The following is a 25635-nucleotide window of genomic DNA, read 5'->3' as shown; positions in this document are numbered from 1 at the left end:
TCACGAATTCGGCGATTTGTTCTTAATAAAGAACGATTATCTTGGATTATCTTTAAAAATCTGCCTGATTCACGAAATATCACAGCCTTTTGTTCACTATAGGAAACGAACAGTCCTTGTTACGGCAGCAGGTTATTTTTTTGCCGGAAATGACAAGATCGTAAGCGATCAAACAAAAAAAGCTATCCTTTTCCAAGAAAACGATCGGCCCGGTCTACGCAGAGTGACATACTTTTCAAAACGACGCCGTTATAATAGGGTCTAGGAGAGCTGCTGACTCAAAAGCCCGTGATCCATTGGCATAACAAAGCACCAGTTAAGGGTAAACCTGTTGAAAAGCAGGGGCACAAAGTCTCAGATCTAAGGTAGCGATACTAGGATGGCTGGACTGCCTGGGGACAAAACCAAAATAATGATCTTAGGAGGAGATTGTTGTTGAAGAAGTCCGCCCAGGTTATTGTTTACGATCGGTACCCCGGTAACGTCGATCCGGAGTGGGTGGTTTTGCTCGCCATGGCCAAGGAGGCGGGGATATCCATTGACGAGGTCAGACGCTTCTTGGCCGGAGATCGATCCAAACCGGCAGAGTGGCACCTACATAATGAGTAACTGAAAGCAGGAAGAGGGAGTAAGGGATCGTCCCCGGTCGGAAGAGGGACGGTTCTTTTTTTTGTCTATTCGTGCGTAAAACGTTGTCCCGGAGCGGAGCAGGCGGAAAAAGGGCGATTTTTGTAAGCTGGGGGCGATTCAGGACGATGTCTTTTATGCTAAAATAGAGGAAGTCTATTGGTGCGTGATAGGGAAGGAGCGATGAAGCCGTGCGCATGAACAACCTGCTGCATTTTACCGAAAATCACCGTTATTGCGTATACCGTGACTTCGGTCTCAGTCCCGTTGACGGCAAGATGCTAGGTTTGGTCTATCAGCCGATGGTCGGGGCGTTTGCGATTTCGCTGTACCGTCTGCTGGCGGACCAGATTCCCCAGGAACAGGTTGGATATTCGGAGCTGGAGCAGCAGCGGAAGCTGTTCTTGACCCTAGGCCTGGACCCGAGCGAAAAAGGAAGGAAGTTCCTGATCGAGCAGGCTTCCCGTCTGGAGGCGGTAGGTCTGCTTCAGACGAATCGGCTGTATGTCCCGGACAGCGATGATTATATGTACGAATATGAGCTGCAGGCCCCGTTGGCTCCGGCCGAATTTTTTCGGACCCAGCATTTGACCTTGCTGCTGCGGGACAAGATCGGCAAATTCGCGGTGTTGTCCCTGCGGGAGCAACTGTTCCGCCAGGAGCCGGAGGCGTGGCCCGGCCTTGGCTTGAATAGGGAGAATATTACGGTACCGTTTTACGAAATTTTCGAGCTGAATACGCATTCCATCGATTACGAGCTGGAGCAGGCGATCGCCGAGACGTCGATTGCCAGACAACCGGGCCTTAAGCTGGCCATGGATGAGGAATCGATCAACTACGCGGACATCATCCTCCGATTTCCGCGGGAATCGCGGAATCGAGCGTTCGTCGAGGCGCTCCGGTTCGACCCGGAAGGGATGGGCGTGGTGAATTTTGTCGCCCGTAAATACGATTTGAGCGTGCAGGATTTGTGCCGGTTGCTGGACGAAGACGGCGTATTCGAGCCGGGCGGCGGAATTCTGCTGGATGAGCTCCAGCATAAGGCCAATCTGCAGTTCCGGCAGGGGAAGCGGCGCCAGGAGGAGCGCGAGGTCGCCTTCGGCAAAATCGTCGCGCTGCGCGGCGAGCAGCCGAAGGAGGCGGCCTCTTCCTCCGGCAACGTGGCGGAAGAAGTCGCGGTGCAGATGGAGTATTACGTCGATGTGCCGCCGCAATTCCAAAGCAAATGCGATATTCACCAATACAATATGATGCTTCGCAATGAGCCGTATACCCGGCTGCTGAAGACGTTTTTTCCGGGGACGATTCCGGACAATCTGCTGGACATCTTTGAGAAGATCGATCTCAATTATAAACTGCCCGGCGAAGTGATCAATGTGCTCATCCATTATTTGATGTCGCTGTTAACTTCGGGCGGGGAGCAACGAATTAACCGCAACTTCATCGACGCGATCGCCGCCAACATGCTGCTGAAGCAGATCAGCACATATGAGCAGGCGGTGCAGTATATCCGCGATCAGTCGAAAGTGAAGGATAAAGTGAAAGAGAAGGCGTCCGGCGGCGCTTCCGGCGGAGGACGGGCGCGAGCCTACGGCAGCCGCGGGGCCAAGCCGAAGCCGGAGATTCCGATCGTGGAGCGGACGGGGGCGGAGCCGACGGTTTCCGAGGAAGAGTTCGCCGAATTGATTAAAATGGCGGAGCGCATGCAGTCCGGAAAGCACAAAAAAGAAGTCTGAATCCGTTTGGCTTGGGGAAGGAAGGTGACATACCACGATGGAATCCCTTGGGGAACTGCTCACCCAGATGAAGAACACGCAACTCAAACAACGCTCGGAGGAACTGACCGCGCGGCTGCTGAATGACCCGCTGGTATGGGAACTTCGGGATCGCCATCCGGAGCTGGAGCAGGAGCAACTGACGCGCGGAATGGCCAAGCTGTATCAATACGTCAACGACAGCAAGCACTGTGCCAATTGCCCGGGGCTTGCGCACTGCCCCAATGATTTCCCCGGCCATTTCACGAGATTGACGGTCGAACAGGTGGGTGGCAGCCCGCAGTTGGTGGACCGGCAGGTCCCATGCTCCAAGCAGTTGCAGTATGAACGGGAATTGTCCGTCAAGAAACGGATTCACAGTTTTTACGTGGATGAGCGGGCGCTGGAAGAAGGCTACAATGCGGTAGAAATCATGGCCAAGGATAGCTTGAGGGCTCCGGCCGTAGGCCAGGTATTTCGCTACATTGAAGAAGCGAAGGAGTCCGGCCTCCAAACGAAAGGGCTGTATTTGGAAGGGCCGTTCGGCACCGGCAAAACGTTCTTGATGTGTTATTTGCTGCATGAGCTGGCTAAGGAAGGGTATTCCGGCGCCATCGTCTACATGCCGGAATTCGTGGAAGAGCTGAAGAACATGCTGCAGGACAGCGACAAGCTGCGCGATACGGTGGAAATGATGAAGCGAGTGGATCTGCTCATCTTCGACGATATCGGTGCGGAGAACCTGAATCCATGGGTGCGCGACCATGTGATGGGCGCGATCCTGAATTACCGGATGAACCGCAAGCCGACGTTCTACACGTCGAATTATTCCCTAAACGCGCTGGAGAAGCATTTGAGCTTCACGAACAAGGACGGGGAAGAGCGGCACAAAGGCCAACGGCTGATGGACCGGATTGCCCCGTTCGTCGACGTCGTCCAGGTGAACGGGACAAATAAGCGCGGTCGGGCGTAGAAGATATAACGGCAGAGAAAAAGAGCCGGGCTTCCCTTGCGGGGGAAGGCCCGGCTCTTTCGTCAAATTCACGGGTTTTGTTACCGCCGGACCAGCTTAGCTGGCGATAAATTTGATGATGACCATGCCGAAGAAAATCACGGCCATCAACGTCAACATGCCAAAAAAGCCGTTCATCAAATCAAACAAGTCGTTGCGGGGTTCTTCGTTGATATGTTGCCGCGGATCGTTCGCATGCGGGTTAGCATCCATGGCGACGGGCCTCCTCAAGAAATAATCGTCTCGTCAATGAAATATGTCATAGACAATTCATTTTCAGGTTATTCTTAGTATAACCAAACCCTTTTCACTTTGTAAAGAAGGCGTGATCATGCACTTTCTTTTTTTCAGTGGAGTGTGGTATAATGGGTTCGGCAGCTGTTTTCCAGGCAGTCTGCATCTTTTTTGTCCAACTATCCGGTTGTTCGAGTGCCTGCAGATCTTTATGCGGGACTGGGCAACCCCAATAAGGAGGAAATAATCATGGCTATCGTGAATGTATCCGATCAGTCCTTCAACGCGGAAATCGAAGGGCAAGGTCCGGTTCTTGTTGATTTTTGGGCTCCCTGGTGCGGTCCCTGCAAGATGATCGCTCCAATTCTGGAGGAATTGTCCGCAGAAGTAGGGGATTCGGTGAAGATTGCCAAGCTGAACGTGGATGACAATCCGGAAACGGCTTCCCGTTTCGGCGTTATGAGCATTCCTACCCTCATCTTGTTCAAAGACGGTCAACCGGTTGACAAAATCGTCGGATTGAACTCGAAGGACACGCTGAAAAACCTGATCGCGAAACATCAATAATCCAGGCGATCAGGCGCGTCGCTTGACGCCTTGGATGACGCCTCCGGTTTGGGCCGGGGGCGTTTTCTGCGTTAACCTGGAGAGGAGAAAGGAGGAGAAGCCTTGGACGCACCGACCGACGAAACGCCTAGTTATGAGAAGGCGATGGAGCGAATCCACCATAAGCTGGCGCTGTTGCCCGATTCGCCGGGTTGTTACCTGATGAAGAACAAGGACGGCACGATTATTTACGTCGGGAAAGCCAAAGTGTTAAAGAACCGGGTCCGTTCCTATTTTACGGGAAGCCATGACGGCAAGACCCAACTGCTCGTGTCCGAGATACGCGACTTCGAGTACATCGTCACCGCGAGCAATATGGAAGCGCTCATTCTGGAGTGCAACCTGATCAAAGAACATCATCCGCGTTTTAATATCCTGCTCAAGGACGACAAAACTTTTCCTTATATCAAGATTACGAATGAACCGCATCCCCGGCTGGAAGTCACCCGGCGGGTGCTTAAAGATAAAGCGAAATACTTCGGTCCGTATCCGAACGCGTACGCGGCCCAGCAGACGAAGAAGCTGCTCGACCGCATGTATCCGCTGCGCAAATGCAACGTGATGCCCAAGGAGGTGTGCCTGTACTATCACATCGGCCAATGCCTCGCCCCCTGCGTGCAGGAGGTGGCGAAGGAAACGTACGAAACGATGATTCAGGAAATCACCTCTTTCCTTAGCGGTGGGCATGAGGAGATCAAGAAGGAGCTGCAGCGCAAAATGCACGAGGCGGCCGAAGAATTGCACTTCGAGCGGGCTAAGGAATTGCGCGATCAAATCATCAACATCGATGCGCTAATGGAGAAGCAGAAGATTACGGTGAACGACGCCAAGGACCGCGACGTGTTTGGGTACGCCGTGGACAAGGGCTGGATGTGCGTGCAGATTCTGTACATGCGCCAGGGGAAAATGATCGAACGGCACGCGTCGGTCTTTCCGTTCTTCGGTGAAGCTTACGGCGATTTCATGTCCTATGTGACGCAGTATTACAGTGATAATCCGGCATTGCCGCAGGAGATTCTGCTGCCGGAGAAGCCGGAGGACCAAGAGGACCCGGGCGCGCTCGATGCCCCGACAGCCCTCCAGGAGTGGCTTGGCGTCAAGACGCTGGTGCCGCAGCGCGGCTTGAAGCGGCAGATGACCAAGATGGCCGAGGAGAACGCGCGCGTCTCGCTGGACGAGAAGTTCCGCCTCATTGAACGGGATGAGGAGCGGACGTCGAAGGCGGCCGAGAACCTCGGCAAGGCCATTGGCCTGGAGTCGGTGTCGCGGATCGAGGCGTTCGATAACTCCAACATCCAGGGGACGAACCCGGTCTCGGCCATGGTCGTCTTCATCGACGGCAAGCCAGCCAAGAAGGAATATCGCAAATATAAAGTGAAAACCGTGCAAGGCCCGGACGATTACGAGACGATGCGCGAGGTGATCCGCCGCCGTTACGAGCGGGTGCTGAAGGAGAATCTGCCGCGTCCCGATCTGATCGTCGTCGACGGGGGCAAGGGGCAAATCTCCGCGGCTACCGACGTGCTGGAGAACGAGCTGGGCTTGTATATCCCGGTGTGCGGGCTGGTGAAGGACGCCAAGCACAAAACGGCGCAGTTGATGGCGTTTGACCCGCCGGAGCCGGTTCTTCTCCCCCGCGACAGCCAGGAGTTCTATCTGCTGCAGCGGATTCAGGACGAGGTGCACCGCTTCGCCATTTCGTTCCACCGCGAACAGCGGGCCAAGTCGATGGTCACCTCGCGGCTGGATGCGATCCCCGGCATCGGGGAGAAACGCCGGAAAGCGCTGCTGAAGCACTTCGGGTCGCTGAAAAAAATAAAAGAGGCCTCCGTCGAAGACTTCCGGCCTCTTTCTATCGGGGAAAAATTAGCCCGCGAAATTATCAATGCCCTCCGGGACGAGGATCCGCCAGAGGAGTCGTGAAATACGGCTCCTCTTTTTGCTGCTGCTGAGGCGGGTTCTTCCGTTCCTTGCTTGGCGGGTTGAACAGGTAAATGACATAAGCGACGATCGCCGGCAACGCGATGTAGAACAAGCCGGCGCCGATGTTCAGCGCTCCGCCCATAAACATCAGGCTCAGCGCCATCAGGATGCTGTCAAAGATGACATGCGAGAAGACAACGGCGGCGAACCCGTACCGCAGGAACACGAAGCTGAACAGCAGTCCGATAAGGGTCAATTCGATCGGGCGCGAAATGACCGGATAAATCGGATACAACGTATGGCCAAACGCCCAGATCAAGGTCGACAGCAGGCTGGCGACGAAGGTGCTGCGGAACATTTTCTTCAGCATCGGGATCCCGAACAGCCGGTACACCGCCTCTTCCCCGATCCCCGCCACCCATGCCAGCAGGGGGAACAGGAGCGGAACCATCATGTTGTACGGCGACTGCGTTGCATCCGTTGTGGACCAGGTATGAATCGTTCGTTCCAGAATGAAGAAGGCAACGGATTGAACCCCCAGCAGGATCAGGGCCCAGGCATAGCCGTCGGCCATCGAGGTCAGCACATGGCGGCCGTACCCTTCCTCCCGCGCTCGCGGCCACAGGTTGATGCCGTTCTTCCGCCACAGTCCGTCTCCGCCGACCAACGAGAAGTACACGGAAGCGGCGAGGAACAACGTCACCAGGCCCTGGAAGAAGAAGCCGAAAATCAGCACGCCGGGTTCGAGGCCGTCTTTTTGGAAGACCGGCATCATGTTGATCGTTCCAAGCGTGGATAACACGAAGTAAGCCGAAGCCAGGAAGATTCCCCGCTTAAACGACGTATGGGCCCGCGTCAGTGCGCTGTATACGATCGCGAGAATCGCCAGCACGAACGTCAGTAGAGCATATCCGGCATAGGTGAGCCAATTGGCGATTTGCGTCTGCCCGGCGACGTAGTCCTTGTGAGCCTGCGGGACGGTAAAATAGCGCTCCAGCGAGGATACGGCGCCGTATTCGTAGCTGATCTTGATTTGCGCTTGCGATTCGCCCAAAGCGTGGTCTTTGACTTGATATTGGAGACCGACCTCCTCTTCGTCGGAAGCCAGCTCCAGATCGCCGGGTTGAAATCCGAAGGCGTTCAGGTAAGGCAGCGCCAGCTGTTCTTTCTCGGCTAATGTCAAATCGCCTTCCCAAGCCTTCATGGAATCGGTAGTTTCCGCCCCCAGGTCAAGCATCATTTGCTTGTTGGCGTTGGTGGCGGAAGCGATTTCCTCGAAGCCGACGACTCGGCCGGTCGTCATGTGGACATCGATGGTCACAGCGCTTAACGTCCCGGCGGGATCGTTGTAACGGACGCGGAAGACGTCGTAGGGAAACTGCTTTTCATAAGTTTTTAAGTACGTAGCGAGCAGATCTTCTTTGGTCAAATAACCAAACAGATCGGAACGCGTTTCGTATGTAATTAAAGCCTTATCTTTGACTTGGTCCGACAGTTCCAGATGTAAGACGGACCCGGCGAATTCGGCTGCGCTGTCCGCCGCCTTCGATTTGCTGATGACCTCATCCGCTTGCTGCAACTGCAGCGACTCTGAGTCGGTCGTCGGGAACAATTGGACGGCGATAAACACGATCAAGCCGAGAGCGGCCAGTAGCCATAGGGTTTTCGTCTTCATCCTGCGGCCGGTTGGTTTCATGGAGGAACTCACTCGCAAAACTCCTTTTTTGAAGTAATGTTGATTTTTGAACATGCCCTTCTTTATATGAGGTATGAAATTCCCTCAAGTACGTCAAAGTAAAGATAACACAGCCGCCCCCCCTACGCCAGATCGGGAATAAAAATGACGAGAAACGGCAATAACTCCGGCAAGGCTTCGCATCTCTCAGATTCAGGGCGAAGTTTATTGATCCACCCTCCGATTTCGTCCTTTTTTGGTCTTTTTCCTGAAAATAGAGCTTTGTGGCGAAAGAAAATAAGGGATATAATCCATTTGACGAAAAATGAATGAAAACAATTGAAAAGAATAGCGGCCGAATTTCGTTATGAAAACGGGGGAACCGTCTTTTTGGGGTGAATTTCACAGGGCTTCGTGCAGCCGGCTAGATAGCGGCGGAAGGTCTGCGAATAGGGCAACTGTGCATGTCCGAATCCGTCAGCTAACCTCGTAGGCCTGTGCAGCAGGAACCAAACACCGAAAGGCATTGGATTTCCAGTGCTTTTTTTCTTTTGTTCTAACTACAATGAGGTGAACGAGTTGCGATTCAAGAAAGTTAGCTTTTCGCCGCCGCAGATTTTGGTCATCGGATTTGGGCTCATCATTTTGTTGGGTTCGGTGCTTCTGATGCTTCCGATCGCCAATGTAACGGGGAAATCACTGCCGTATATCGACGCTTTATTTACGGCCACCTCGGCCACCTGCGTCACGGGGTTGGTCGTGCGGGATACGGGTACTTTTTTTACGCCCTTTGGGCAAATCATTATCATGCTGCTGATTCAGGTCGGCGGTCTCGGATTCATGACCATGGCGACCTTGTTCTCGCTTGTGCTTAAACGGAAAATCTCGCTTAAAGACCGCTTGATTCTCCAGGAGGCCATGAACCAAAATACGATGGAGGGCATTGTCCGCCTGATCCGCAAAGTGTTGATGTACTCCCTGATTATCGAGTCTTGCGGCGCATTCCTCTTTTCCGTTCGTTGGGCGTTCGATATGCCGCTGGGCCGTGCGATATATTTTGGAATCTTCCACGCGGTTTCGCTGTTTAACAACGGCGGTTTCGACCTGTTCGGCGATTATCGCAGCCTAACCCAGTACGTCAGCGATCCGATGACCAACTTCATTGCCCTGACTTTGATTATTACGGGTGGACTCGGTTTTATCGTATTGTCCGATTTGATCGAGTATCGGAAGCGGCGGAAGCTGTCCCTGCATTCCAAAGTGGTGTTGTCGATGACTGCGACGCTGCTTGTGGTCGGGACTTTGGTGTTTTTCATTTTTGAGTATACGAACTCCAGAACCCTGGAACCTTTGGATATGGGAACGAAAATCATGAGTTCCTTCTTTCAGTCGGCTACGCCGAGAACGGCGGGGGCCAATACGCTGGATATCGGCGCGATGCGGCAAGCAAGCCAATTCTTTATCATTATCCTGATGTTTATCGGCGCGTCGCCAGGCTCCACCGGGGGCGGCATTAAGACGACGACGTTTACGATCCTGGTTGGTGCGGTCATCTCCATGATTCGCGGCCGGACGGATCTTGACCTTTTTCGTTACCGCTTGGCCCAGGAGCGCATCTTTAAAGCCGTCACCATCACGATGCTGGCCTTGTTCCTTGTGATTGTCGTTGCGATGGTGTTGTCTACCACGGAGGATGCCAGCTTCTTAACGATCCTGTTTGAATCGACTTCCGCATTCGGAACCGTGGGTCTTTCCATGGGGCTGACCGGTGATTTGACATCGTTCGGGAAAGCCGTGATCAGTTTCACCATGTTCGCCGGCCGGTTGGGAATGCTGACATTAGCCTATGCATTAGGACCGAAAAAGGGGAAAGATTTATATCGCCATCCAGAGGGCAAAATTATTATTGGATAAGGGGAATTAAACGAGAATGAAAACACAGCAGTTTGTAGTGATCGGGTTGGGACGCTTTGGTTCCAGTCTGGCACTGGAGCTCATGGACTTGGGGTACGAGGTACTGGGCATCGATCGGAATGAAGAGCTGGTCAACGAAATGAGCGAGCACCTGACGCATACCGTGGTTGCGGACGCGACGGATGAAGAGGTGTTGAAGTCGTTGGGAGTACGCAACTTCGATTGCGGCGTCGTCGCGATCGGCAACGACATTCAAACCAGCGTTTTGGCGGCGATCCTCCTGAAGGATCTGGGCATTCCTACCGTGGTTGCCAAGGCGATCTCCGTACTGCACGGCCGTGCGCTGGAGAAGCTGGGCGTAGACCGGGTCATTTTCCCCGAAAGGGATATGGGAATCCGCGTGGCGCACCAACTGGTCACTCCGAATCTGCTGGATTATATCGAGTTGTCGAAGGAATACAGCATCGTGGAAATGAACGTCCCCGCTTGCCTGAATCAAAAAAGTTTAGGCGACCTCAACCCGCGGGCCCGGTTCGGCTGCAGCATCGTGGCGATCCACCGCGAAGGCGGCGTGCTGGTGGCGCCAACCGCTATGGATCAGTTGACCGAAGGTGATATTATGGTGATTATTGGAGCGAAAAAAAATATCGAGCAATTCGAGACCATACTCAACCAATAAACGAGAAGCGGTTTTGGCATTGGACGGGAGAAGACCATGGAACAACAGGCGATTTGGGCATTGGGCATTTTTTTGCTAACCTATGCACTCATTATTTCTGAGAAAGTTCATCGGACGATATTGGCGATGGCCGGCGCCGCTTTGATGATCATGCTGGGGATCCTTGACCAGGAGAGCGCGGTGCATCATATCGACTTCAACACGCTGGGGCTGTTGATCGGAATGATGATTATCGTCAATACGACGGCCGAAACGGGGGTATTCTCCTATATTGGAATGTGGACCGCCAAATTGGCCAAAGGGAATCCCATCACCCTTTTGTGGCTGCTGTCGCTCATCACCGCCGTAGGTTCTGCTTTTCTGGATAACGTGACAACGATCATCCTGATGGTTCCCGTGGCATTCAGCATCACGCGCCGGTTAAGGGTAAAATCGTTTCCTTACCTCTTCTCCATGATTATCGCGACGAATATAGGCGGCACGGCGACGTTGATCGGGGATCCTCCGAACATCATGATCGGCAGCGCCGTGAAAGAGCTGACCTTTGTTGCTTTTTTGGAAAATTTGGCACCGATATCCCTGCTGATTCTGGCAGTAGTCTTGCCGCTCGTCATCGTGATTTTCCGCAAGCCTTTGAAGGAGGCCGCCGCCAATCGGCACCTCATTATGGAGATCAGCCTCGAGGGGTTGATTACGGAAAAAAAGCTGCTGGTAAAATGCCTAATCTCTTTGGGCGTCACTTTGCTGGGGTTCTTTTTGCATCAATATATTCAACTAGAAACCGCGACAATCGCGTTGGCCGGTGCGTCGCTGCTGCTATTCATGACCGGTGAACACGTGATGGAGAGAGCCTTCCGCTCCGTGGAATGGCCAACCCTCTTTTTCTTCATCGGTTTGTTCGTCTTGGTTGGCGGTTTGGTAGAAACGGGAATAATCACGATGGTGGCGGAATGGGTTGTGCATTTGACCGGGGGGAACGCGCTGTCCGCCTCGATGTTGATCCTGTGGCTGAGCGCTTTGGCGTCGGCCTTTATCGACAATATTCCGCTGGTCGCGACGATGATTCCGATGATCCGGGATATGGGGAGCATGGGACTGGACCATCTGGAACCGTTATGGTGGAGTCTCGCGCTGGGGGCGTGCTTGGGCGGAAACGGGACCTTGATCGGGGCCAGCGCCAATTTGATCGCCGCCGGGATGTCCGCCAAGGAAGGAGAGCCCATCAGCTTTGTCCGTTATTTGAAATACGGGCTGCCGTTGATGGTGATCACCATTCTGATCTCCAGCATATACATTTATCTTCGCTACTTCTAAATAGAAAGCTGCCGTTAATTCAGGTGTTGACCTGAGGAGCGGCAGCTTTCTGTATGAGGGACGAGAGAGCGGATCGGTCTCCCCCTTCAGATTGGCATTTCCTTCACGAGGGTTTCGCGGATTTGCGCGATCCACTCCTTCGTCTCGCTGGACAGCTCCGATTTGTCGCCGTAGACGAGGCAGGTTTCGCGGCGCGTCTGCGCCAGCTCGGGAATCGGGACGGTGAGCAGGCCGTTATCCCGCAGCAGCGGCATGCGCAGGTACGATTTGGGCAACAGGGCGGCCGCTTTGCAAATCGGCAGGAGGCGCACGATCGCTTCAAACGAATCGATCTCCATGCGGATGTCGGGCAGGATGCTGTAACGGCCGAACAGATCGTCGATCAGCCGGCGGTACCAGGTTCCCTTTGAAAATACGATCATCGGCCGACCGTTCAGATCGTCCATCACGAGGCGACGTTTTTGTCCGGCTGCGGCCAGATCATGCCCTTTCGGCACGACCAACTCAAGGTGGTCCTTAAACAGCGGCAGGCACTTCAGGCCGGTTTCGTTCACCATGGAGGCGACGACGCCGATATCGACTCTTTTGTCGCGGATGTAAGAGACGATTTCGTGGGTTTTGCCGGTGACGAGCTTTAATTCGATATCCGGAAACTTCTCCATCAGCGCGGTGACGAGCGGCGGGAGCGTGGTTTGGATCGTCGTCAGACTGGCGCCCAGCGTCACGATGCGGCGCTCCGCGGCCTTGAAGCGGGACACGGCCTGCAGGAAGTTCTGATGGCGCTGCCGCTGCTCGAGCGCATATTGGTAAGCCTCCTGCCCGACGCGGGTGAGCTCGAGTCTTTTCCCTTTGCGATGAAACAGGGAGACCCCCCATTCCTCCTCCAATTTGGCGATTTTCCGCGAAAGCGCGGGTTGGGACAGGTTCAGCAGCTTGGATGCTTTGTTCAAACTGGATTGCTCCACGACGGTGGTGAACACCAACAGTTCCTCCAGCACGGGGTGACCTCCTTTTTCCGGGTGAATGACAGGGTTCGACAGGTTTGCTTATGTGAATTGGTTATAATGATTAATAAATATATTGCAATTCCATTATAAGATAAAAAGGAGTAACATGAAAAGTGACACAAGTTGTTCACATGTTACCTTTGGCACAAACGGGTTTCACTGGCTCCGGTGTGGTATTTATCATATACAACGTCCACGCCTGATAAGGTCGATTCTTGAATGATTTTGCGCAATTTGAAACGGATGATGGAATGAGAAAGGGGTACACGCACTTATGAAAGGGTTTTATTCCAGAAAACTGCACTCGCTGCTGGGCGTCATTCCGCTGGGTTTTTTCCTGATCGAGCACATGATTACCAACTTCTCGGCGGTCGAGGGGGGGAGCGAGGGGTTCAAGGAGGCCGTGGCATTTCTGAACAGCCTGCCGCTCGTCTTGGCCTTGGAGCTTTTCGGGATTTGGCTGCCGCTGTTGTATCACGGGGTTTACGGTCTTTATATCGCGTTCCAGGCGAAGCCGAACAACGGGCGGTTCCCGACCGAACGCAATCTGCGTTATTTGCTGCAGCGGATTACCGGCGTGATCGCGTTTGTCTTCGTGATCTGGCATGTGGTGGAAACCCGCGTGCAGGTGGCGCTGGGCAATGTCACGCATGAGGAATTGGGCGGTTTGATGCATGACATCGTTAGTCAACCGGTCTTTTTCGTGCTTTATCTGATCGGGGTTGTCTCGGCGGCGTTCCACTTTACGAACGGGTTGTGGTCATTCCTGGTCAGCTGGGGCGTGACGGTGGGTCCGCGCGCACAGCGCGTATCCTCTTATATTTGCATGAGCTTGTTCGTGATCGTAGCGGTCATGTTCGTGTGGTCGCTGATCGCGTTCCGCGGCGCGGAGTTCCAGGCGGAAGGCGCGGCTTTGCTGGAGACGGCGAAGGCTTGGCTGGCTTAGGAATAAGATAAATGAAGGCTTCTTATGAGGCAAGTTTATGGAACGCTCACAAAATGAAGCAGATGCTTACGAAGCAAGTTTTGTTCGTAGGGCTTTCGATGATGTAACGCTCACAAAACTTTTAGGAGTTGAAATCAAATGGCTAAACAAAGCTTAATCGTCGTTGGCGGCGGCCTGGCCGGCCTGATGGCTACGATCAAATCGGCTGAAGCGGGCGTGCCGGTGCAGCTGTTTTCGCTCGTGCCGGTCAAACGCTCCCACTCGGTGTGCGCGCAGGGCGGCATTAACGGGGCCGTGAATACGAAGGGGGAAGGCGACTCGCCTTGGGAGCATTTTGACGATACGGTATACGGCGGGGACTTTCTGGCCAACCAGCCGCCGGTGAAGGCAATGTGCGAGGCGGCGCCCGGCATCATTCACCTGATGGACCGGATGGGCGTGATGTTCAACCGTACGCCGGAGGGCCTGCTTGATTTCCGCCGGTTCGGCGGGACGAAGCATCACCGCACGGCGTTCGCCGGAGCGACGACCGGACAGCAATTGCTGTACGCGCTGGATGAGCAGGTGCGCCGCCATGAAGCGGCCGGGCTGGTCACGAAATACGAAAACTGGGAGTTCCTGTCCGTCGTGCTGGACGATGAAGGCGTCTGCCGCGGCATTACGGCGCAGAACCTCCGCTCGATGGAGATTACTACGTTCCCTTCCGATGCGGTGATTTTGGCGACGGGGGGGCCGGGGATTATTTTCGGCAAAACGACGAACTCGGTCATCAACACGGGGACGGCGGCCAGCGCCGTGTACCAGCAAGGCGTGACGTACGCGAACGGCGAGTTCATTCAAATTCACCCGACGGCGATTCCGGGCGACGACAAGCTGCGACTGATGTCGGAATCGGCACGCGGGGAAGGCGGACGGATCTGGACGTACAAGGATGGCAAACCGTGGTACTTCCTCGAGGAGAAATACCCGGCTTACGGCAACCTCGTGCCGCGGGATATCGCGACGCGGGAGATTTTCCATGTATGTGTGGACTTGAAGCTGGGTATTAACGGCGAGAACATGGTGTATCTCGACCTGTCCCACAAGGATCCGAAAGAGCTGGACGTGAAGCTCGGCGGCATCATCGAAATTTACGAGAAATTCATGGGCGACGATCCGCGCAAAATTCCGATGAAGATTTTCCCGGCGGTCCATTATTCGATGGGCGGCATGTGGGTCGACTTCAATCAAATGACCAATATTCCCGGCCTGTTTGCGGCGGGTGAATGCGAATACCAGTATCACGGAGCCAACCGGCTGGGCGCCAACTCGCTGGTATCGGCGATTTACGGCGGTATGGTGGCCGGGCCGAAAGCGGTGGAGTATCTTCGCGGCCTGAAGAAATCGACGGAAGACCTCGGTTCGGGCGTGTTCGATAGCTATCGCAAGGCGCAGGAGGAGAAATACGAAGGCATCTTGGCGATGAACGGCACGGAAAACGCTTATGTCATCCATAAAGAGTTGGGCGAGTGGATGACCGCGAATATGACGGTCGTGCGTCACAACGACAGACTGGAAGCGACGATCGGTAAAATTAAGGAACTGAAGCAGCGCTATAAGAACATCAATATTAACGATACGTCCCGCTGGAACAATACGGGAGCGGCGTTCACCCGCCAGCTGTGGAACATGTTGGAGCTGGCCGAAGCAATGACGCTGGGTGCGCTGCTGCGCAACGAAAGCCGGGGCGCGCATTACAAACCGGAATTCCCGGATCGGAACGACGAGGAATTCCTGAAGACGACCAAAGCTTCATGGACGCCGGACGGCCCGCAAATTTCGTATGAACCGGTCGACGTCTCTCTGATCCCGCCGCGGATTCGCGATTACTCGAAGGACAAATAGGAGGGGATACCCATGGCAATGGCGGAAACGGATGTATCGGCCCAAAAACTTACGGCCAAAAAAGTCAAATTCATCATCACGCGCCAGGATGATCCGAACTCGAAGCCGTATTCGGAGGAATTCGAGCTGGACTATCGCCCCGGCATGAACGTAATCAGCGCCTTGATGGAAATCCAGCGGAACCCGGTGAACGAGAAAGGCGAGTCTACCTCGCCGGTTTGCTGGGAGTCCAACTGCCTGGAGGAAGTGTGCGGCGCTTGCTCGATGGTGATCAACGGCAAACCGCGCCAGGCTTGCGCGGCCTTGATCGATAATCTGGAGCAGCCGATTCGCGTCGAACCGATGCGGACGTTCCCGGTCGTGCGCGACCTGGTGATCGACCGTAGCCGGATGTTCAACGCGTTGAAGCGGGTAAAAGCTTGGATTCCGATCGACGGCACGTACGATCTGGGGCCGGGTCCGCGGATGGCGGAGAAGAAACGTCAATGGGCGTATGAGCTGTCCAAGTGCATGACCTGCGGCGTCTGCCTGGAGGCTTGCCCGAACGTCAACGAGCGGACGGACTTCATCGGCCCGGCGGCCATTTCCCAAGTGCGCCTGTTCAACGCGCACCCGACGGGGGAAATGAACGCCGATGAACGTCTGGAGGCGCTGATGGAGGACGGCGGCATCGAAGGCTGCGGCAACTCGCAAAACTGCGTGCGCGCCTGCCCGAAAGGCATCCCGCTGACCACCTCCATCGCCGAAATGAACAAAGCGACCACAAAGCATATGTTCAAAACATGGTTCACGCAATAATAGAGTCTGATAGATTCATACCAATATAGTATCGCCGTGATCCGAAAGAATCGGAGACAGACCTCGTGAGGGGCTGTCTCTTTTTTTGTTTTTCGCCCGGCGAAGTAATGGAATAGAAGGAGGGACAAGGAATGAACATTCAGATTCACCGGATCGAACAAGATCAGCTATCCGTGAAGCTCTTGGATTTTTCGATGGAGGATGTAGGTAAGCTACGGGCGGTAGGGGGAGGGAAGTGGGATCCTGAGCGAGAATTCTGGCGTTTTCCTTGCACGGAGGAGAAGCTTCGGCAAATCGCCGAATGCTTTCCGGGAGTGGAGATTCGAGTGGACGGGCTTACCGTGTCGTCAAAGCTATCCAACGACGAAGCATTGATTCTCGCCCTGGAACAGAAGCTGCTCACCGCGCTCAAACTAAAGGGATATAGCCACAAAACGGGCAAGGCCTACCGGGGGCATGTTCGACGATTTTTGCAGAGTCTGGCGGATCTCTCGGAGGTGAGAAGTTCGGAAGCCCGGAAGGACGAAGATTTTTCCAAATCCATGACGATCGACTCGGCCCATGCCCAACAATATGCTTTGCAGTTGCATGAGCAGGGACATTCCCCTGCCTATGTGAATCAAGCCATCAGTGCCCTTCGGTTTCTTGCCGCCGAGGTATTTAAACAACCCGCCGAACAAACCAGCTATATTCGACCGAAAAAAGAGAAAAAGCTGCCCTATGTCCTCTCGGAGGAGGAAGTGCTTCGCGTGATCCAAGCTCCGGCTAATTTGAAGCACCGCACGATGCTGTATCTGGCTTACGCTTCAGGGCTGCGGGTGAGCGAAGTTGTCCGGTTGAAAATCACGGATATCGACCCGGAATGCGGCATCCTTCGAGTCCGGCAAGGAAAGGGCAAAAAGGATAGACACACGCCGCTGTCTCAAACGGCCTGGGAGATGATCCGAAAATATGTAGATGCGGAGCGACTCCCTTCCTCCATGTGGTTGTTTCCGGGGCAGCATCCGGGGAGCCACTTGCATGAACGCTCCTTACAAAAGGTCTTTAAGGAAGCCTTAGAAACCTCCGGCGTCCAGAAGCAGGCGGGCATCCATGTCCTGCGGCATTCCTTCGCAACCCATTTGCTCGAGAACGGCACCGATCTCCGTTATATCCAGGAGCTTCTGGGCCACGCTAATCCCTCTACCACCGAACGCTACACCCATGTCAGCACCAAGAATCTGAAACGGATTCAGAGTCCGCTTGACCGTATTGTACGTGATCAGAAGGGGGAGTAGCAGCTTCCTACCGGGTCGCAGATTTGAAATTACATAATCAAGAAATGGAGGTATAATTAAGGGGGGGCGAACGAGTACATAAATCCCCGGGTCAAGATGAGATTGGTCACGTCATAGATGCGGGAACGTTATGTGAAATCCGTGAAATCGTATCAACCAAACCGAAAGGAATAAAAACATGACAAAACATGAATTCGAAGAACTAAAACAAAGGGTTGGTTGGGGGGAAGAATTTTTAATATATCACAACAATATTGGGTATTGGATAAGTAGAAATAAAGATGGAGTATATTTTACAAGAAATACTGATAGTTACTCTCAAGATTTTATGAATTCAGAAGAACTATTTGAAAAGGCGAGTATAGAAGACAAATTAATAAAGGATATATATGAAGAAATTGAATGGTAAGAATTATAACGAAACAACAGGTAAGATTGTGACGGGTATCTCAGGAGGACACGGACTTCACATAACACTGTATTCACGCAGCGGGGCTATCGCCCCTCGGTTGTCAGATGTATAATCATTGAAGAAGCTCAGACAACAAACGCCCCAGCCCAAGATAAGAGCTATCTAAGGCTGGGGCGTTTCGTGAATACAAGAACGTTATAGGAAATTCCGGCAAACTGTATACAAACATAAAACACGAACAAACATTCTATTAATGAATGGGTATATGTGGTAGAATGAGGAAGTACAATTGAATCTTGGGTGGGCATGGTTTCCCTTCGAAAGGAGGTGAAGCCATGGAGGTTAAAGATGCATTGACAATCATGTTCCTTTTCGGAACGTTTATCCTTGCCCTCTTAACATACATTAATTCCAACAACAAGAGAAAGTAAAAACCCACCCAAAGGTTAGCGCCAGAGGTGGGTTTTTATTACCTGGAACTTGAAGGGAATAAACCATCCAAGCCAATTGTATAGCCGAGTGTTCACAGCACTCGGTTTTCTTATATAAATGATACCATATCAAAAAGGCAATGAAAACTCTGATTGCAAAACCTGAATAAAAACCTGAATAAAATCCAACTAACCTTATAAGGGAATTATGAAGCAACGCGAAGATGGCCGGAACATCCTATAACACCGTATTCACGCGGCGAGACCTAACGGTCCCTTGGTCTGAAAGAGGATTTTCAGAGAAGCGGTATCAGCAGACAACCCTGCACTGGCTAAGTCCATCGGACCCGGGGCTAGCGCCCCTTAAGCCAGTGAGGGTTCGTGAATACAAGAACGTTAGGCGAAATTTAAAAACAAATAGGAGAAGTTATTGTCCTTAAAAACTGGATTTTTAATCAACCAATTAACATGAAAAGGAGCTTATTATGCAGAACTATATGAACTTCAAAGATGAAGAAGAAATTGTAAAAAAAGCTCATTCGATCTTGGAGAATAGCTATGCTTTTCATAATTGTACTATACGTACACAAATGTCATTCATCAAAGGATTAGAAGATGAACATTATAAAGTATTAGATTATAAATTAAAGGCTATCCGTCAAGATTTCTCTAAGATTCTTGTAATTATGAATAGTATCGATAAGACCTATTTAGCTTACCAAAGAGAACAATATAATTCATCATATTATTCCATTAGTAATGACCAAGCCATTTCCGAATTAGGATGTTTTATCGAATATTTATTTGCAAAATATCGTGTAATATTGGAGTATGTTCAGCAGATTTTAGAAATTTGTATTCCACCAAGGCTTAATGATAAAGAAAAAGATAAGTATAATGATCTCAAAAAATATTACAAAAAGTATAATTTTTTATTAAAGTATATTGCGGATAATGTCGATGAGAAAAATGTTTTGCTAAACATGGAATGGTTTCAAAAGCTCAGAATTGAAAGAGATCTGATTATTCATGATGGGGCTACTTGTTTGGTTTTTGGTGACAAAGAAAACTTGAAATTTAAAGTAATGACCACTGACGCTATGGATAAAGAAGATGAAGAAGAATCAGATGCATTCTTTACTAATGATAGAGGACTAATAGATTATTCACGATATTGGGGATTGCATATTTCAAAACTGATTGTTTTTGTTGAGATTATTTTTGAATTTTTATTACTGGATAGTGAAATTAAAGACGAGCAAAACTGGTTTTTAGAACGTATGTTATGCCAAGCTAGAACCGAATTAATAGATTCCGAAGGCACTGTACTTCCAGATATACAAAATGTCCTAGTGAACATGTTAGATTCAATAATTGAAGAATTAAATCGATAACTATATAGAATGCTTTGCTTTATATTAGTAAACCCTTATAACTTGGATTATCTAAACATTATCATTTATAAATTAAAGATTGATTAAATAAATTCAAACTTCGCCTAACATAATATTCACGCTGCGGACATTCGTCCTGGGTCCGACATTCGTCGGACACCCAACATTCGTTGGGTCGTGAATACAGGAACGTTATAGGAAATCATCGTAAAACCTTAATAAAAACATTAATACAATATATTCGAAGGAGCTTTGCTCTCGTGATTATTATAATATCAGGCAACAGTTGTACTGGTAAAACATTAATGGCTCAAAAATTGCTCGAGAAATATAAAATCCCATACTTTTCTATAGATCTTTTAAAGATGGGGCTTTATAGGGGGATTAGTGATTGTGGGTTTACACCATTGGATAGTAATGAGGTTATTGGAGATAAATTATGGCCTATTATTAAAGGAATTATTATGACTAGTATAGAGAACAAGCAGAGTCTTATAGTGGAGGGGTGCTATTTGTTTCCAAATTATTTGAAAGAAATAGAAACAATGTACCCGGGTGAGATTGTTTCAGTTTTCCTTGGATTTACCAATAAATATATTAATGAGAAATTTACTAACATAATTAATAACAGAAACGCTATAGAAACACGGAGCTATCAAGAGGAACGGACAATTAATGATTTTATTAATGAACACAACGAATTCAGAATAATATGCCAAGAAGCTAAGGTTAAATATTTTGAAATCGATCAAGATTATGAAGAAGATATAAAAATGATATATGACTATATAGAAAATAAGATAAGAATTGATGTGTAAGTAACTCGATGAAGGCGATAACATCCTATAACACCGTATTCACGCAGCGGTGCTATCGCCCCTCGGTTGTCAGATGTATAATCATGGAAGTAGCTCAGACAACAAACGCCCCAGCCTAAGATAGGAGCTATCTAGGGCTGGGGCATTTCGTGAATACAACAACGTTATCAGAAACCAGTGCAAACAAATAAAAGTCTACAAAAAAATACTGATAGGTTGTGATGATTTGGATATTCCTGATTTGAATTTATTTATGATATGCAGAGCTATTAATAAATCAGCGATTCGTGAAATGCCTATAGGGTTTCATGTCAGGAATTGCCGGAGATCAGAATTAGACACCTGGAAGGCCATTCATTTTGATGATGCAATTACAGCTCAGAAGTATTATGAATTTATGACAAATTACTTTGATAAAGTATACTCATACAAAGCTGACTTGTTTTTCAAGGAATGTTTGTTCGTTTGCGATAAAAATGATCACCCAATCGGAACCTGTTTTATATGGAAAGCATATAACAAGATTAACACGCTGCATTGGTTTAAGGTGGTTAAGGAATATGAAGGATTAGGCATTGGAAGAGCTCTGCTTTCAATTGTACTGCAAAACCTAGGCGAAGAAGATTTTCCAATTTACCTCCACACTCAACCATCTAGTTATCGAGCAATAAAGCTATATTCTGATTTTGGATTCTGTCTACTAACTGACCCGATAATAGGTAATAGATATAATGATTTAAAGGAATCGCTACTTATTTTAGAAAAACATATGCCGCATAAGGACTACACCAAACTCCAAATGACCACCGCTCCAAAGGAATTTTTGGAAATTGTTGGATCATCTAAAATAAATCAATTCTGAAAGTAGATACGAAGAGGGCACTGACATCTGATAACACCGCATTCACGCTGCGGGTCGCTGTCGCGCCCCTTGGTCCGCCCGAGGAAATTCAGCGAGGTTGGACCAGGCGGACAACCCTGCACCGACTAACCGCATCGCGGCCGTTCCCTTCGGTCACTTGAGTCGGTGAGGGTTCGTGAATGCCTGAACGTTATAGGAAATTCCGGAAAAACATATTCAAACATAAAACACGAACAAACATTCTATTAATGGATGGGTATATGTGGTAGAATGAGGAAGTACAATTGAATCTTGGGTGGGCATGGTTTCCCTTCAAAAAGGAGGTGAAGCCATGGAGGTTAAAGATGCATTGACAATCATGTTCCTTTTCGGAACGTTTATCCTTGCCCTCTTAACATACATTAATTCCAACAACAAGAGAAAGTAAAAACCCACCCCAAGGTTGACGGCCAAAGGTGGGTTTTGTTCCCTATATGACTTAGAGGGGAATAAACCATCCAAGCCAATTGTATAGCCGAGTGTTGACGCACTCGGTTTTCTTATAACGATCATAACATATACTGAATTGACTGAAAACTATAAGGATGAAATTTATAAAAACCTGTATAAAAGCCTTATAACCCGTATGAAGTAATTTGAATGAGATATCGAAGAGGGCCGGAACATCCTATAACACAATATTCACGCTGCGTCGCTGTGGCTCCTTGGTCCGGCGGATGTAGAAGCCTATGCAATAGGAGTATTTCAGTAACAGTGAGATTATTCAGCCGGACAAACCTGCGAACCTAACCGCAGTCGCGCCCGGCCCTCTGGGCCTTAAGGTTCTCGGTTTCGTGAATACATAACGTTATAAGACATACCCTAAAAAACCAAACAGTTCAAACTAATATAATTAGAATGATTTTATTAGTATCAAACAATATCAAATATGGAGGCGAACTCGATATGAGATTGCTTGGAAGTTGGGAAAACGCTAGGACTACTAGTGGAGTATCTTATTATTGTGGATTTTGTGGTACTACTGCTGCGCCAAGTGCTTATTATTATTGCGTTATCAAACAATCATCAACATCATCAAAAACAACTGCAAGAATTTATATATGTCCAAATTGCAATAAACCTACTTATAAATCGGAAAATGAACAAGTACCCGGTTTTAAGTTCGGGCGTGAAGTCAAGTACTTGCCTAATGATGCAGTAAGGGAATTGTATGAAGAAGCAAGAAAATGTACAAGTATAGGAGCGTTTACTTCTAGCGTTCTTGCTTGTAGAAAATTACTAGAGCAGAAGAAGGGAAAAGTTTTGTTGAGTATATAAATTTCCTGGAGAGTAGGGGTTATATTCCTCCTGGAGGACGAACATGGGTTGATGAAATAAGAAAACATGGAAATCAGGCAACTCATGAAATTGAAATGAAAACTAGAGAACAAGCTGAAAGTATTATTGTCTTTACCGAAATGTTACTGAAATTTATATTTGAGTTTCCCGCTTCTGTTATTAGCACATCATCTAGTTAATAAAGACAAAAGTAGAGTATTTCAGTGAAGAGAGTACGTCATATAACATCATATCTACGCTGCGGGGGACAAGCCCCCTTGGTCTGCCCGAAGTGTAAAACGAAGAAGCGAAACAGGCAGACAACCCTGCGAGGCTAAGTCCGTTGGACCCGGCGCTAAGCGCCTTAAAGCCTCTCGGGTTCGTAGATACAAAAACGTTATGCGTAATTACCGTAAGGCTCATAAAGATCTAAACCTATAAATCAAAAACAAAGGCGGTAGTTTATAGTGAATTACCCGAATATTGAAACCGAAAGACTATTCATGAGAGAACTTACTTTAGATGATGTTGAAGCAGTTTATAAACATTTTTCATATCCTGAGGTAACGAGATTTATGGATATTGAGGTATGTAAAGATTTACGAGAGGCAGAAGAGATTATTGATTTCCATATACATGACTCAGGCTGTAGATATGGGTTATTTAATAAAGAGAATGATGAACTTATCGGGACTTGCGGTTTTCATTGCTGGTCAACAGAGAGTTTAGAAACAAAAGCTGAAATAGATTTTGATGTATCTCCGAATTACTGGGGTAGGGGACTGATGCAGGAAGCTTTGATGAAGATTACCCGAATCGGATTTGACTTAATGAAGCTAGATTATATTGAAGTAGCGACAACGGAAGTAGAAAATCTCCAGTCGCAGAGGCTTTTAGAGAAGATGGGATTTAATCAAGAGAGTGAATTGAAGGACAATCTAATGTATTTTACATTGAGAGATAAAGAAACAGTTTGTAAGTAATTCAAGAAGACGGTAACTACGAATAACACCATATTCGTGCATCGGGACATTCGTCCCTCGGTCCGGTAGTGGGATTTCGGAGAAGTGGAATCAGCCGGACACATCCATCCCCCTAAGATAAAAGCTATCTAAGGGGGATGGACGTCGCGAATACAAGAACGTTATAAGAAATCATGTGCAAGACCAAAACCAAAATAAAAAGAGGAGATACCAATGGCTACCCATGAGCAGATTTATAAAGATCAAGCGGAATTATATGAATTCATGATTAGCAAGCAACCAGATTTAACTGAAATAATAAACGAGATTAGACCTTATCAAGGATTAGATATATTAGATTTAGGGGCTGGGACAGGCAGGTTATCATTAAATATTGCAAAAGAAGCGAAGTCATTGATATGTACAGATATTTCATCTTCGATGCTATCTGTTCTGGATAATAAGTTAAAGAAACTAGGGATAGATTGTAATTGGAAGCTTGTTGTTACAGATCATAGGCATTTGCCGATTACTGATAACTCTACTGACCTAGTGGTTTCCGGTTGGAGTATTTGTTACTTAACAAACACAGAGAATGAGAACTGGGAAGAGAATTTGGATAAGATTATTTCTGAATTGACCCGAGTAATGAGAGCTAGAGGAACGATTATTATACTTGAGACTATGGGAACCGGAACCGAGTATCCGAAACCACCAGGATTTTTGAAGCCCTATTATGAGGCCTTACAAAATAAATATGGATTTAGTCACCGGTGGATTCGTACGGACTATGTTTTTACTAGTGTGGAAGAGGCTAAGCAGAGTACCGAGTTTTTCTTTGGAACTGATATTGCCAAAACAATCGAAGATAATCAATGGTCAATTTTACCTGAGTGTGCAGGGATATGGTGGAAGCATTTGTAGAGTGAATTCGAAGAAGGCACATGACATCTGATAACAACGCATTCACGCATCGGGCTGAAGCCCTCGGTCGCAGACGTGAGTTCGATGAAGTGGATGCTGCGACAACTCCCTCCGGGAGTTCGTGAATGCGAGGAACGTTATCTGAAACCGGTGCAACACACAGAATGATACTAGAAGATTAAACTAATTATCTGTAGGAATGGGACCATTTTTCTTCTCATAGTCATGGATATGCTGCTCAATTAGATATTCAATTTGCATAGCAATTGAACGTTTATTTTTATCTGCAATATATTTAATTTTTTGAAAATTCGTATCCTCTAATCTTAAAGTGAAGACTCTTTTATTAGTTGCCACAATTGTCTCTCCTTATTGGTGATAGCACTATATTATCACTTAGAAGTCACAAAGAATACAATCATATTGACATCACTATGAAATCACCATAGAATGGAAATGTCGGGTGATTTCGAAGTGACATCACTAATTGGAGGGGATTTAATGCTTAAAGAATTAGAGTGTTATTTTGATTGTTTTGTTAGAAAAAGAACTGAAGAAATTGGACAAGTGATTTTAATGAAAAATTTATACTACAGGAAGCTTGTGAATGGTAAAAGATGTTCGTTCGAGGAAATGTTGAAGAGCATTCCGGATTCATGCCGAGAATTGTTATTTGATTTCGAAGATAAAGTAAACTATCAGGTGGCGTTTGCAAACGAAATAATCTATAGACAGGGTTTGTTGGATGGACTGAACTTTCAAAATACCTCCTTGAATAATCATATTCATGAGCATTTTGTGGGAGAGTTCGAAGAAGGCAACGGCATCAGATAACAATGTATTCACGCTGCGGAGCTATCGCCCC

27 protein-coding genes and 2 riboswitches are annotated in these 25635 nt (G+C 48.9%); of the genes, 23 read left to right on the top strand and 4 right to left on the bottom strand.

Annotation, left to right across the window (positions count from 1 at the left end; translation table 11 throughout):
* The first annotated feature begins 311 nt into the window (after positions 1–311).
* Positions 312–396: riboswitch (cyclic di-GMP riboswitch) on the top strand.
* A 39-nt stretch (positions 397–435) separates the two neighbouring features.
* From ACZF99_RS21380 to dnaI, 3 genes are all read left to right on the top strand, one after another.
* Positions 436–609, top strand: a complete 174-nt coding sequence (locus tag ACZF99_RS21380; protein ID WP_483606973.1) for an anti-repressor SinI family protein — start codon at positions 436–438, stop codon at positions 607–609.
* Positions 610–818: 209 nt separating this feature from the next.
* Complete coding sequence (locus ACZF99_RS21375; protein WP_483606972.1) at positions 819–2363, top strand: DnaD domain protein; 1545 nt, start codon at positions 819–821, stop codon at positions 2361–2363.
* Between the two features lie 37 nt (positions 2364–2400).
* Positions 2401–3354, top strand: a complete 954-nt coding sequence (dnaI, locus tag ACZF99_RS21370; protein ID WP_483606970.1) for a primosomal protein DnaI — start codon at positions 2401–2403, stop codon at positions 3352–3354.
* 96 nt (positions 3355–3450) lie between these two features.
* Here dnaI and ACZF99_RS21365 read toward each other — a convergent pair whose 3' ends face one another.
* Positions 3451–3606, bottom strand: a complete 156-nt coding sequence (locus ACZF99_RS21365; protein WP_483606969.1) for a YqzM family protein — start codon at positions 3604–3606, stop codon at positions 3451–3453.
* Between the two features lie 270 nt (positions 3607–3876).
* Between ACZF99_RS21365 and trxA the strand changes: the two genes are divergently transcribed.
* Positions 3877–4194 carry a thioredoxin gene (gene trxA / locus ACZF99_RS21360; RefSeq protein ID WP_483606968.1) on the top strand — a complete coding sequence of 106 codons (318 nt, stop codon included), beginning with the start codon at positions 3877–3879 and terminating at the stop codon, positions 4192–4194.
* A 144-nt stretch (positions 4195–4338) separates the two neighbouring features.
* Positions 4339–6156 carry an excinuclease ABC subunit UvrC gene (gene uvrC / locus ACZF99_RS21355; protein ID WP_483612878.1) on the top strand — a complete coding sequence of 606 codons (1818 nt, stop codon included), beginning with the start codon at positions 4339–4341 and terminating at the stop codon, positions 6154–6156.
* Here the strand turns inward: uvrC and ACZF99_RS21350 are convergent.
* Positions 6116–7831, bottom strand: a complete 1716-nt coding sequence (locus ACZF99_RS21350; RefSeq protein WP_483606967.1) for a CPBP family intramembrane glutamic endopeptidase — start codon at positions 7829–7831, stop codon at positions 6116–6118. The genes uvrC and ACZF99_RS21350 overlap by 41 nt on opposite strands.
* Positions 7832–8174: 343 nt before the next feature.
* Positions 8175–8342: riboswitch (cyclic di-AMP (ydaO/yuaA leader) on the top strand.
* A gap of 59 nt (positions 8343–8401) precedes the next feature.
* Between ACZF99_RS21350 and ACZF99_RS21345 the strand changes: the two genes are divergently transcribed.
* Genes ACZF99_RS21345 through ACZF99_RS21335 form a run of 3 tightly spaced genes read left to right on the top strand, consistent with a single transcriptional unit; the run spans position 8402 to position 11738 of the window.
* Positions 8402–9745 (top strand): TrkH family potassium uptake protein, encoded by a 1344-nt coding sequence (locus ACZF99_RS21345; RefSeq protein WP_483606966.1) that lies wholly within the window; start codon positions 8402–8404, stop codon positions 9743–9745.
* Positions 9746–9761: 16 nt separating this feature from the next.
* Complete coding sequence (locus ACZF99_RS21340) at positions 9762–10424, top strand: potassium channel family protein (RefSeq protein ID WP_483606965.1); 663 nt, start codon at positions 9762–9764, stop codon at positions 10422–10424.
* 36 nt (positions 10425–10460) lie between these two features.
* Positions 10461–11738 carry an ArsB/NhaD family transporter gene (locus ACZF99_RS21335; protein ID WP_483606964.1) on the top strand — a complete coding sequence of 426 codons (1278 nt, stop codon included), beginning with the start codon at positions 10461–10463 and terminating at the stop codon, positions 11736–11738.
* A gap of 86 nt (positions 11739–11824) precedes the next feature.
* On the opposite strand, the gene ACZF99_RS21330 is transcribed toward ACZF99_RS21335, so the two are convergent.
* Positions 11825–12736, bottom strand: coding sequence for a LysR family transcriptional regulator (locus tag ACZF99_RS21330; protein WP_483606962.1), 912 nt, complete (start codon positions 12734–12736; stop codon positions 11825–11827).
* A 283-nt stretch (positions 12737–13019) separates the two neighbouring features.
* On the opposite strand from ACZF99_RS21330, the gene ACZF99_RS21325 reads away from it, so the two are divergent.
* The 14 genes from ACZF99_RS21325 to ACZF99_RS21260 all read left to right on the top strand — a co-directional run bounded on the left by ACZF99_RS21325 (position 13020) and on the right by ACZF99_RS21260 (position 24770).
* Entirely contained in the window at positions 13020–13691 is a 672-nt protein-coding gene (locus ACZF99_RS21325; protein WP_483606961.1) for a succinate dehydrogenase cytochrome b558 subunit, read from the top strand.
* Positions 13692–13829: 138 nt separating this feature from the next.
* The gene (gene sdhA, locus ACZF99_RS21320; protein ID WP_483606960.1) at positions 13830–15575 is read left to right on the top strand and encodes a succinate dehydrogenase flavoprotein subunit; all 1746 of its coding nucleotides are present in this window, start codon (positions 13830–13832) and stop codon (positions 15573–15575) included.
* Between the two features lie 12 nt (positions 15576–15587).
* Positions 15588–16373, top strand: a complete 786-nt coding sequence (gene sdhB / locus ACZF99_RS21315; protein ID WP_483606959.1) for a succinate dehydrogenase iron-sulfur subunit — start codon at positions 15588–15590, stop codon at positions 16371–16373.
* A gap of 131 nt (positions 16374–16504) precedes the next feature.
* Positions 16505–17650: a tyrosine-type recombinase/integrase gene (locus tag ACZF99_RS21310; RefSeq protein WP_483606958.1), complete on the top strand. Its 1146-nt coding sequence runs from the start codon at positions 16505–16507 to the stop codon at positions 17648–17650.
* Positions 17651–17828: 178 nt separating this feature from the next.
* Positions 17829–18059: a hypothetical protein gene (locus ACZF99_RS21305; protein WP_483606957.1), complete on the top strand. Its 231-nt coding sequence runs from the start codon at positions 17829–17831 to the stop codon at positions 18057–18059.
* A gap of 338 nt (positions 18060–18397) precedes the next feature.
* Positions 18398–18493, top strand: a complete 96-nt coding sequence (comI, locus tag ACZF99_RS21300) for a competence inhibitor ComI (RefSeq protein WP_229752580.1) — start codon at positions 18398–18400, stop codon at positions 18491–18493.
* A gap of 497 nt (positions 18494–18990) precedes the next feature.
* The gene (locus ACZF99_RS21295; RefSeq protein ID WP_483606956.1) at positions 18991–19887 is read left to right on the top strand and encodes a hypothetical protein; all 897 of its coding nucleotides are present in this window, start codon (positions 18991–18993) and stop codon (positions 19885–19887) included.
* A gap of 260 nt (positions 19888–20147) precedes the next feature.
* Positions 20148–20705 carry a P-loop nucleotide/nucleoside kinase family protein gene (locus ACZF99_RS21290; RefSeq protein WP_483606954.1) on the top strand — a complete coding sequence of 186 codons (558 nt, stop codon included), beginning with the start codon at positions 20148–20150 and terminating at the stop codon, positions 20703–20705.
* Between the two features lie 226 nt (positions 20706–20931).
* The gene (locus tag ACZF99_RS21285) at positions 20932–21567 is read left to right on the top strand and encodes a GNAT family N-acetyltransferase (protein ID WP_483606953.1); all 636 of its coding nucleotides are present in this window, start codon (positions 20932–20934) and stop codon (positions 21565–21567) included.
* A 331-nt stretch (positions 21568–21898) separates the two neighbouring features.
* Positions 21899–21994: a competence inhibitor ComI gene (gene comI, locus ACZF99_RS21280; protein WP_229752580.1), complete on the top strand. Its 96-nt coding sequence runs from the start codon at positions 21899–21901 to the stop codon at positions 21992–21994.
* 470 nt (positions 21995–22464) lie between these two features.
* Positions 22465–22884, top strand: a complete 420-nt coding sequence (locus tag ACZF99_RS21275; protein WP_483606952.1) for a hypothetical protein — start codon at positions 22465–22467, stop codon at positions 22882–22884.
* On the top strand, positions 22842–23084 hold the full coding sequence (locus tag ACZF99_RS21270; RefSeq protein WP_483612876.1) for a DUF4145 domain-containing protein: 243 nt from the start codon (positions 22842–22844) through the stop codon (positions 23082–23084). Before ACZF99_RS21275 ends, ACZF99_RS21270 begins: the two co-directional genes overlap by 43 nt.
* 267 nt (positions 23085–23351) lie before the next feature.
* Entirely contained in the window at positions 23352–23867 is a 516-nt protein-coding gene (locus ACZF99_RS21265; protein WP_483606951.1) for a GNAT family N-acetyltransferase, read from the top strand.
* 213 nt (positions 23868–24080) lie between these two features.
* On the top strand, positions 24081–24770 hold the full coding sequence (locus ACZF99_RS21260) for a class I SAM-dependent methyltransferase (RefSeq protein WP_483606950.1): 690 nt from the start codon (positions 24081–24083) through the stop codon (positions 24768–24770).
* 183 nt (positions 24771–24953) lie between these two features.
* Here ACZF99_RS21260 and ACZF99_RS21255 read toward each other — a convergent pair whose 3' ends face one another.
* Complete coding sequence (locus ACZF99_RS21255) at positions 24954–25127, bottom strand: hypothetical protein (protein ID WP_036642512.1); 174 nt, start codon at positions 25125–25127, stop codon at positions 24954–24956.
* A gap of 93 nt (positions 25128–25220) precedes the next feature.
* On the opposite strand from ACZF99_RS21255, the gene ACZF99_RS21250 reads away from it, so the two are divergent.
* Entirely contained in the window at positions 25221–25604 is a 384-nt protein-coding gene (locus tag ACZF99_RS21250) for a hypothetical protein (protein ID WP_483606949.1), read from the top strand.
* The last annotated feature ends 31 nt before the right edge of the window (positions 25605–25635 follow it).

It is taken from the genome of Paenibacillus sp. JL3B1040 (genome assembly GCF_057063165.1).
This window is presented reverse-complemented; position numbering and strand designations above follow the sequence as displayed.

Excerpts from the sequence above, each read along its gene's own strand:
- comI (WP_229752580.1), top strand. The coding sequence starts at position 21,899 with ATGGAGGTTAAAGATGCATTGACAATCATGTTCCTTTTCGGAACGTTT.
- ACZF99_RS21305 (WP_483606957.1), top strand. The coding sequence starts at position 17,829 with ATGACAAAACATGAATTCGAAGAACTAAAACAAAGGGTTGGTTGGGGG.
- sdhB (WP_483606959.1), top strand. The coding sequence starts at position 15,588 with ATGGCAATGGCGGAAACGGATGTATCGGCCCAAAAACTTACGGCCAAA.
- dnaI (WP_483606970.1), top strand. The coding sequence starts at position 2,401 with ATGGAATCCCTTGGGGAACTGCTCACCCAGATGAAGAACACGCAACTC.
- ACZF99_RS21350 (WP_483606967.1), bottom strand. The coding sequence starts at position 7,831 with ATGAAGACGAAAACCCTATGGCTACTGGCCGCTCTCGGCTTGATCGTG.
- ACZF99_RS21250 (WP_483606949.1), top strand. The coding sequence starts at position 25,221 with ATGGAAATGTCGGGTGATTTCGAAGTGACATCACTAATTGGAGGGGAT.
- ACZF99_RS21335 (WP_483606964.1), top strand. The coding sequence starts at position 10,461 with ATGGAACAACAGGCGATTTGGGCATTGGGCATTTTTTTGCTAACCTAT.
- ACZF99_RS21275 (WP_483606952.1), top strand. The coding sequence starts at position 22,465 with ATGATTTTATTAGTATCAAACAATATCAAATATGGAGGCGAACTCGAT.
- ACZF99_RS21325 (WP_483606961.1), top strand. The coding sequence starts at position 13,020 with ATGAAAGGGTTTTATTCCAGAAAACTGCACTCGCTGCTGGGCGTCATT.
- sdhA (WP_483606960.1), top strand. The coding sequence starts at position 13,830 with ATGGCTAAACAAAGCTTAATCGTCGTTGGCGGCGGCCTGGCCGGCCTG.
- ACZF99_RS21310 (WP_483606958.1), top strand. The coding sequence starts at position 16,505 with ATGAACATTCAGATTCACCGGATCGAACAAGATCAGCTATCCGTGAAG.
- ACZF99_RS21340 (WP_483606965.1), top strand. The coding sequence starts at position 9,762 with ATGAAAACACAGCAGTTTGTAGTGATCGGGTTGGGACGCTTTGGTTCC.
- uvrC (WP_483612878.1), top strand. The coding sequence starts at position 4,339 with ATGGAGCGAATCCACCATAAGCTGGCGCTGTTGCCCGATTCGCCGGGT.
- comI (WP_229752580.1), top strand. The coding sequence starts at position 18,398 with ATGGAGGTTAAAGATGCATTGACAATCATGTTCCTTTTCGGAACGTTT.
- trxA (WP_483606968.1), top strand. The coding sequence starts at position 3,877 with ATGGCTATCGTGAATGTATCCGATCAGTCCTTCAACGCGGAAATCGAA.
- ACZF99_RS21365 (WP_483606969.1), bottom strand. The coding sequence starts at position 3,606 with ATGGATGCTAACCCGCATGCGAACGATCCGCGGCAACATATCAACGAA.
- ACZF99_RS21260 (WP_483606950.1), top strand. The coding sequence starts at position 24,081 with ATGGCTACCCATGAGCAGATTTATAAAGATCAAGCGGAATTATATGAA.
- ACZF99_RS21295 (WP_483606956.1), top strand. The coding sequence starts at position 18,991 with ATGAACTTCAAAGATGAAGAAGAAATTGTAAAAAAAGCTCATTCGATC.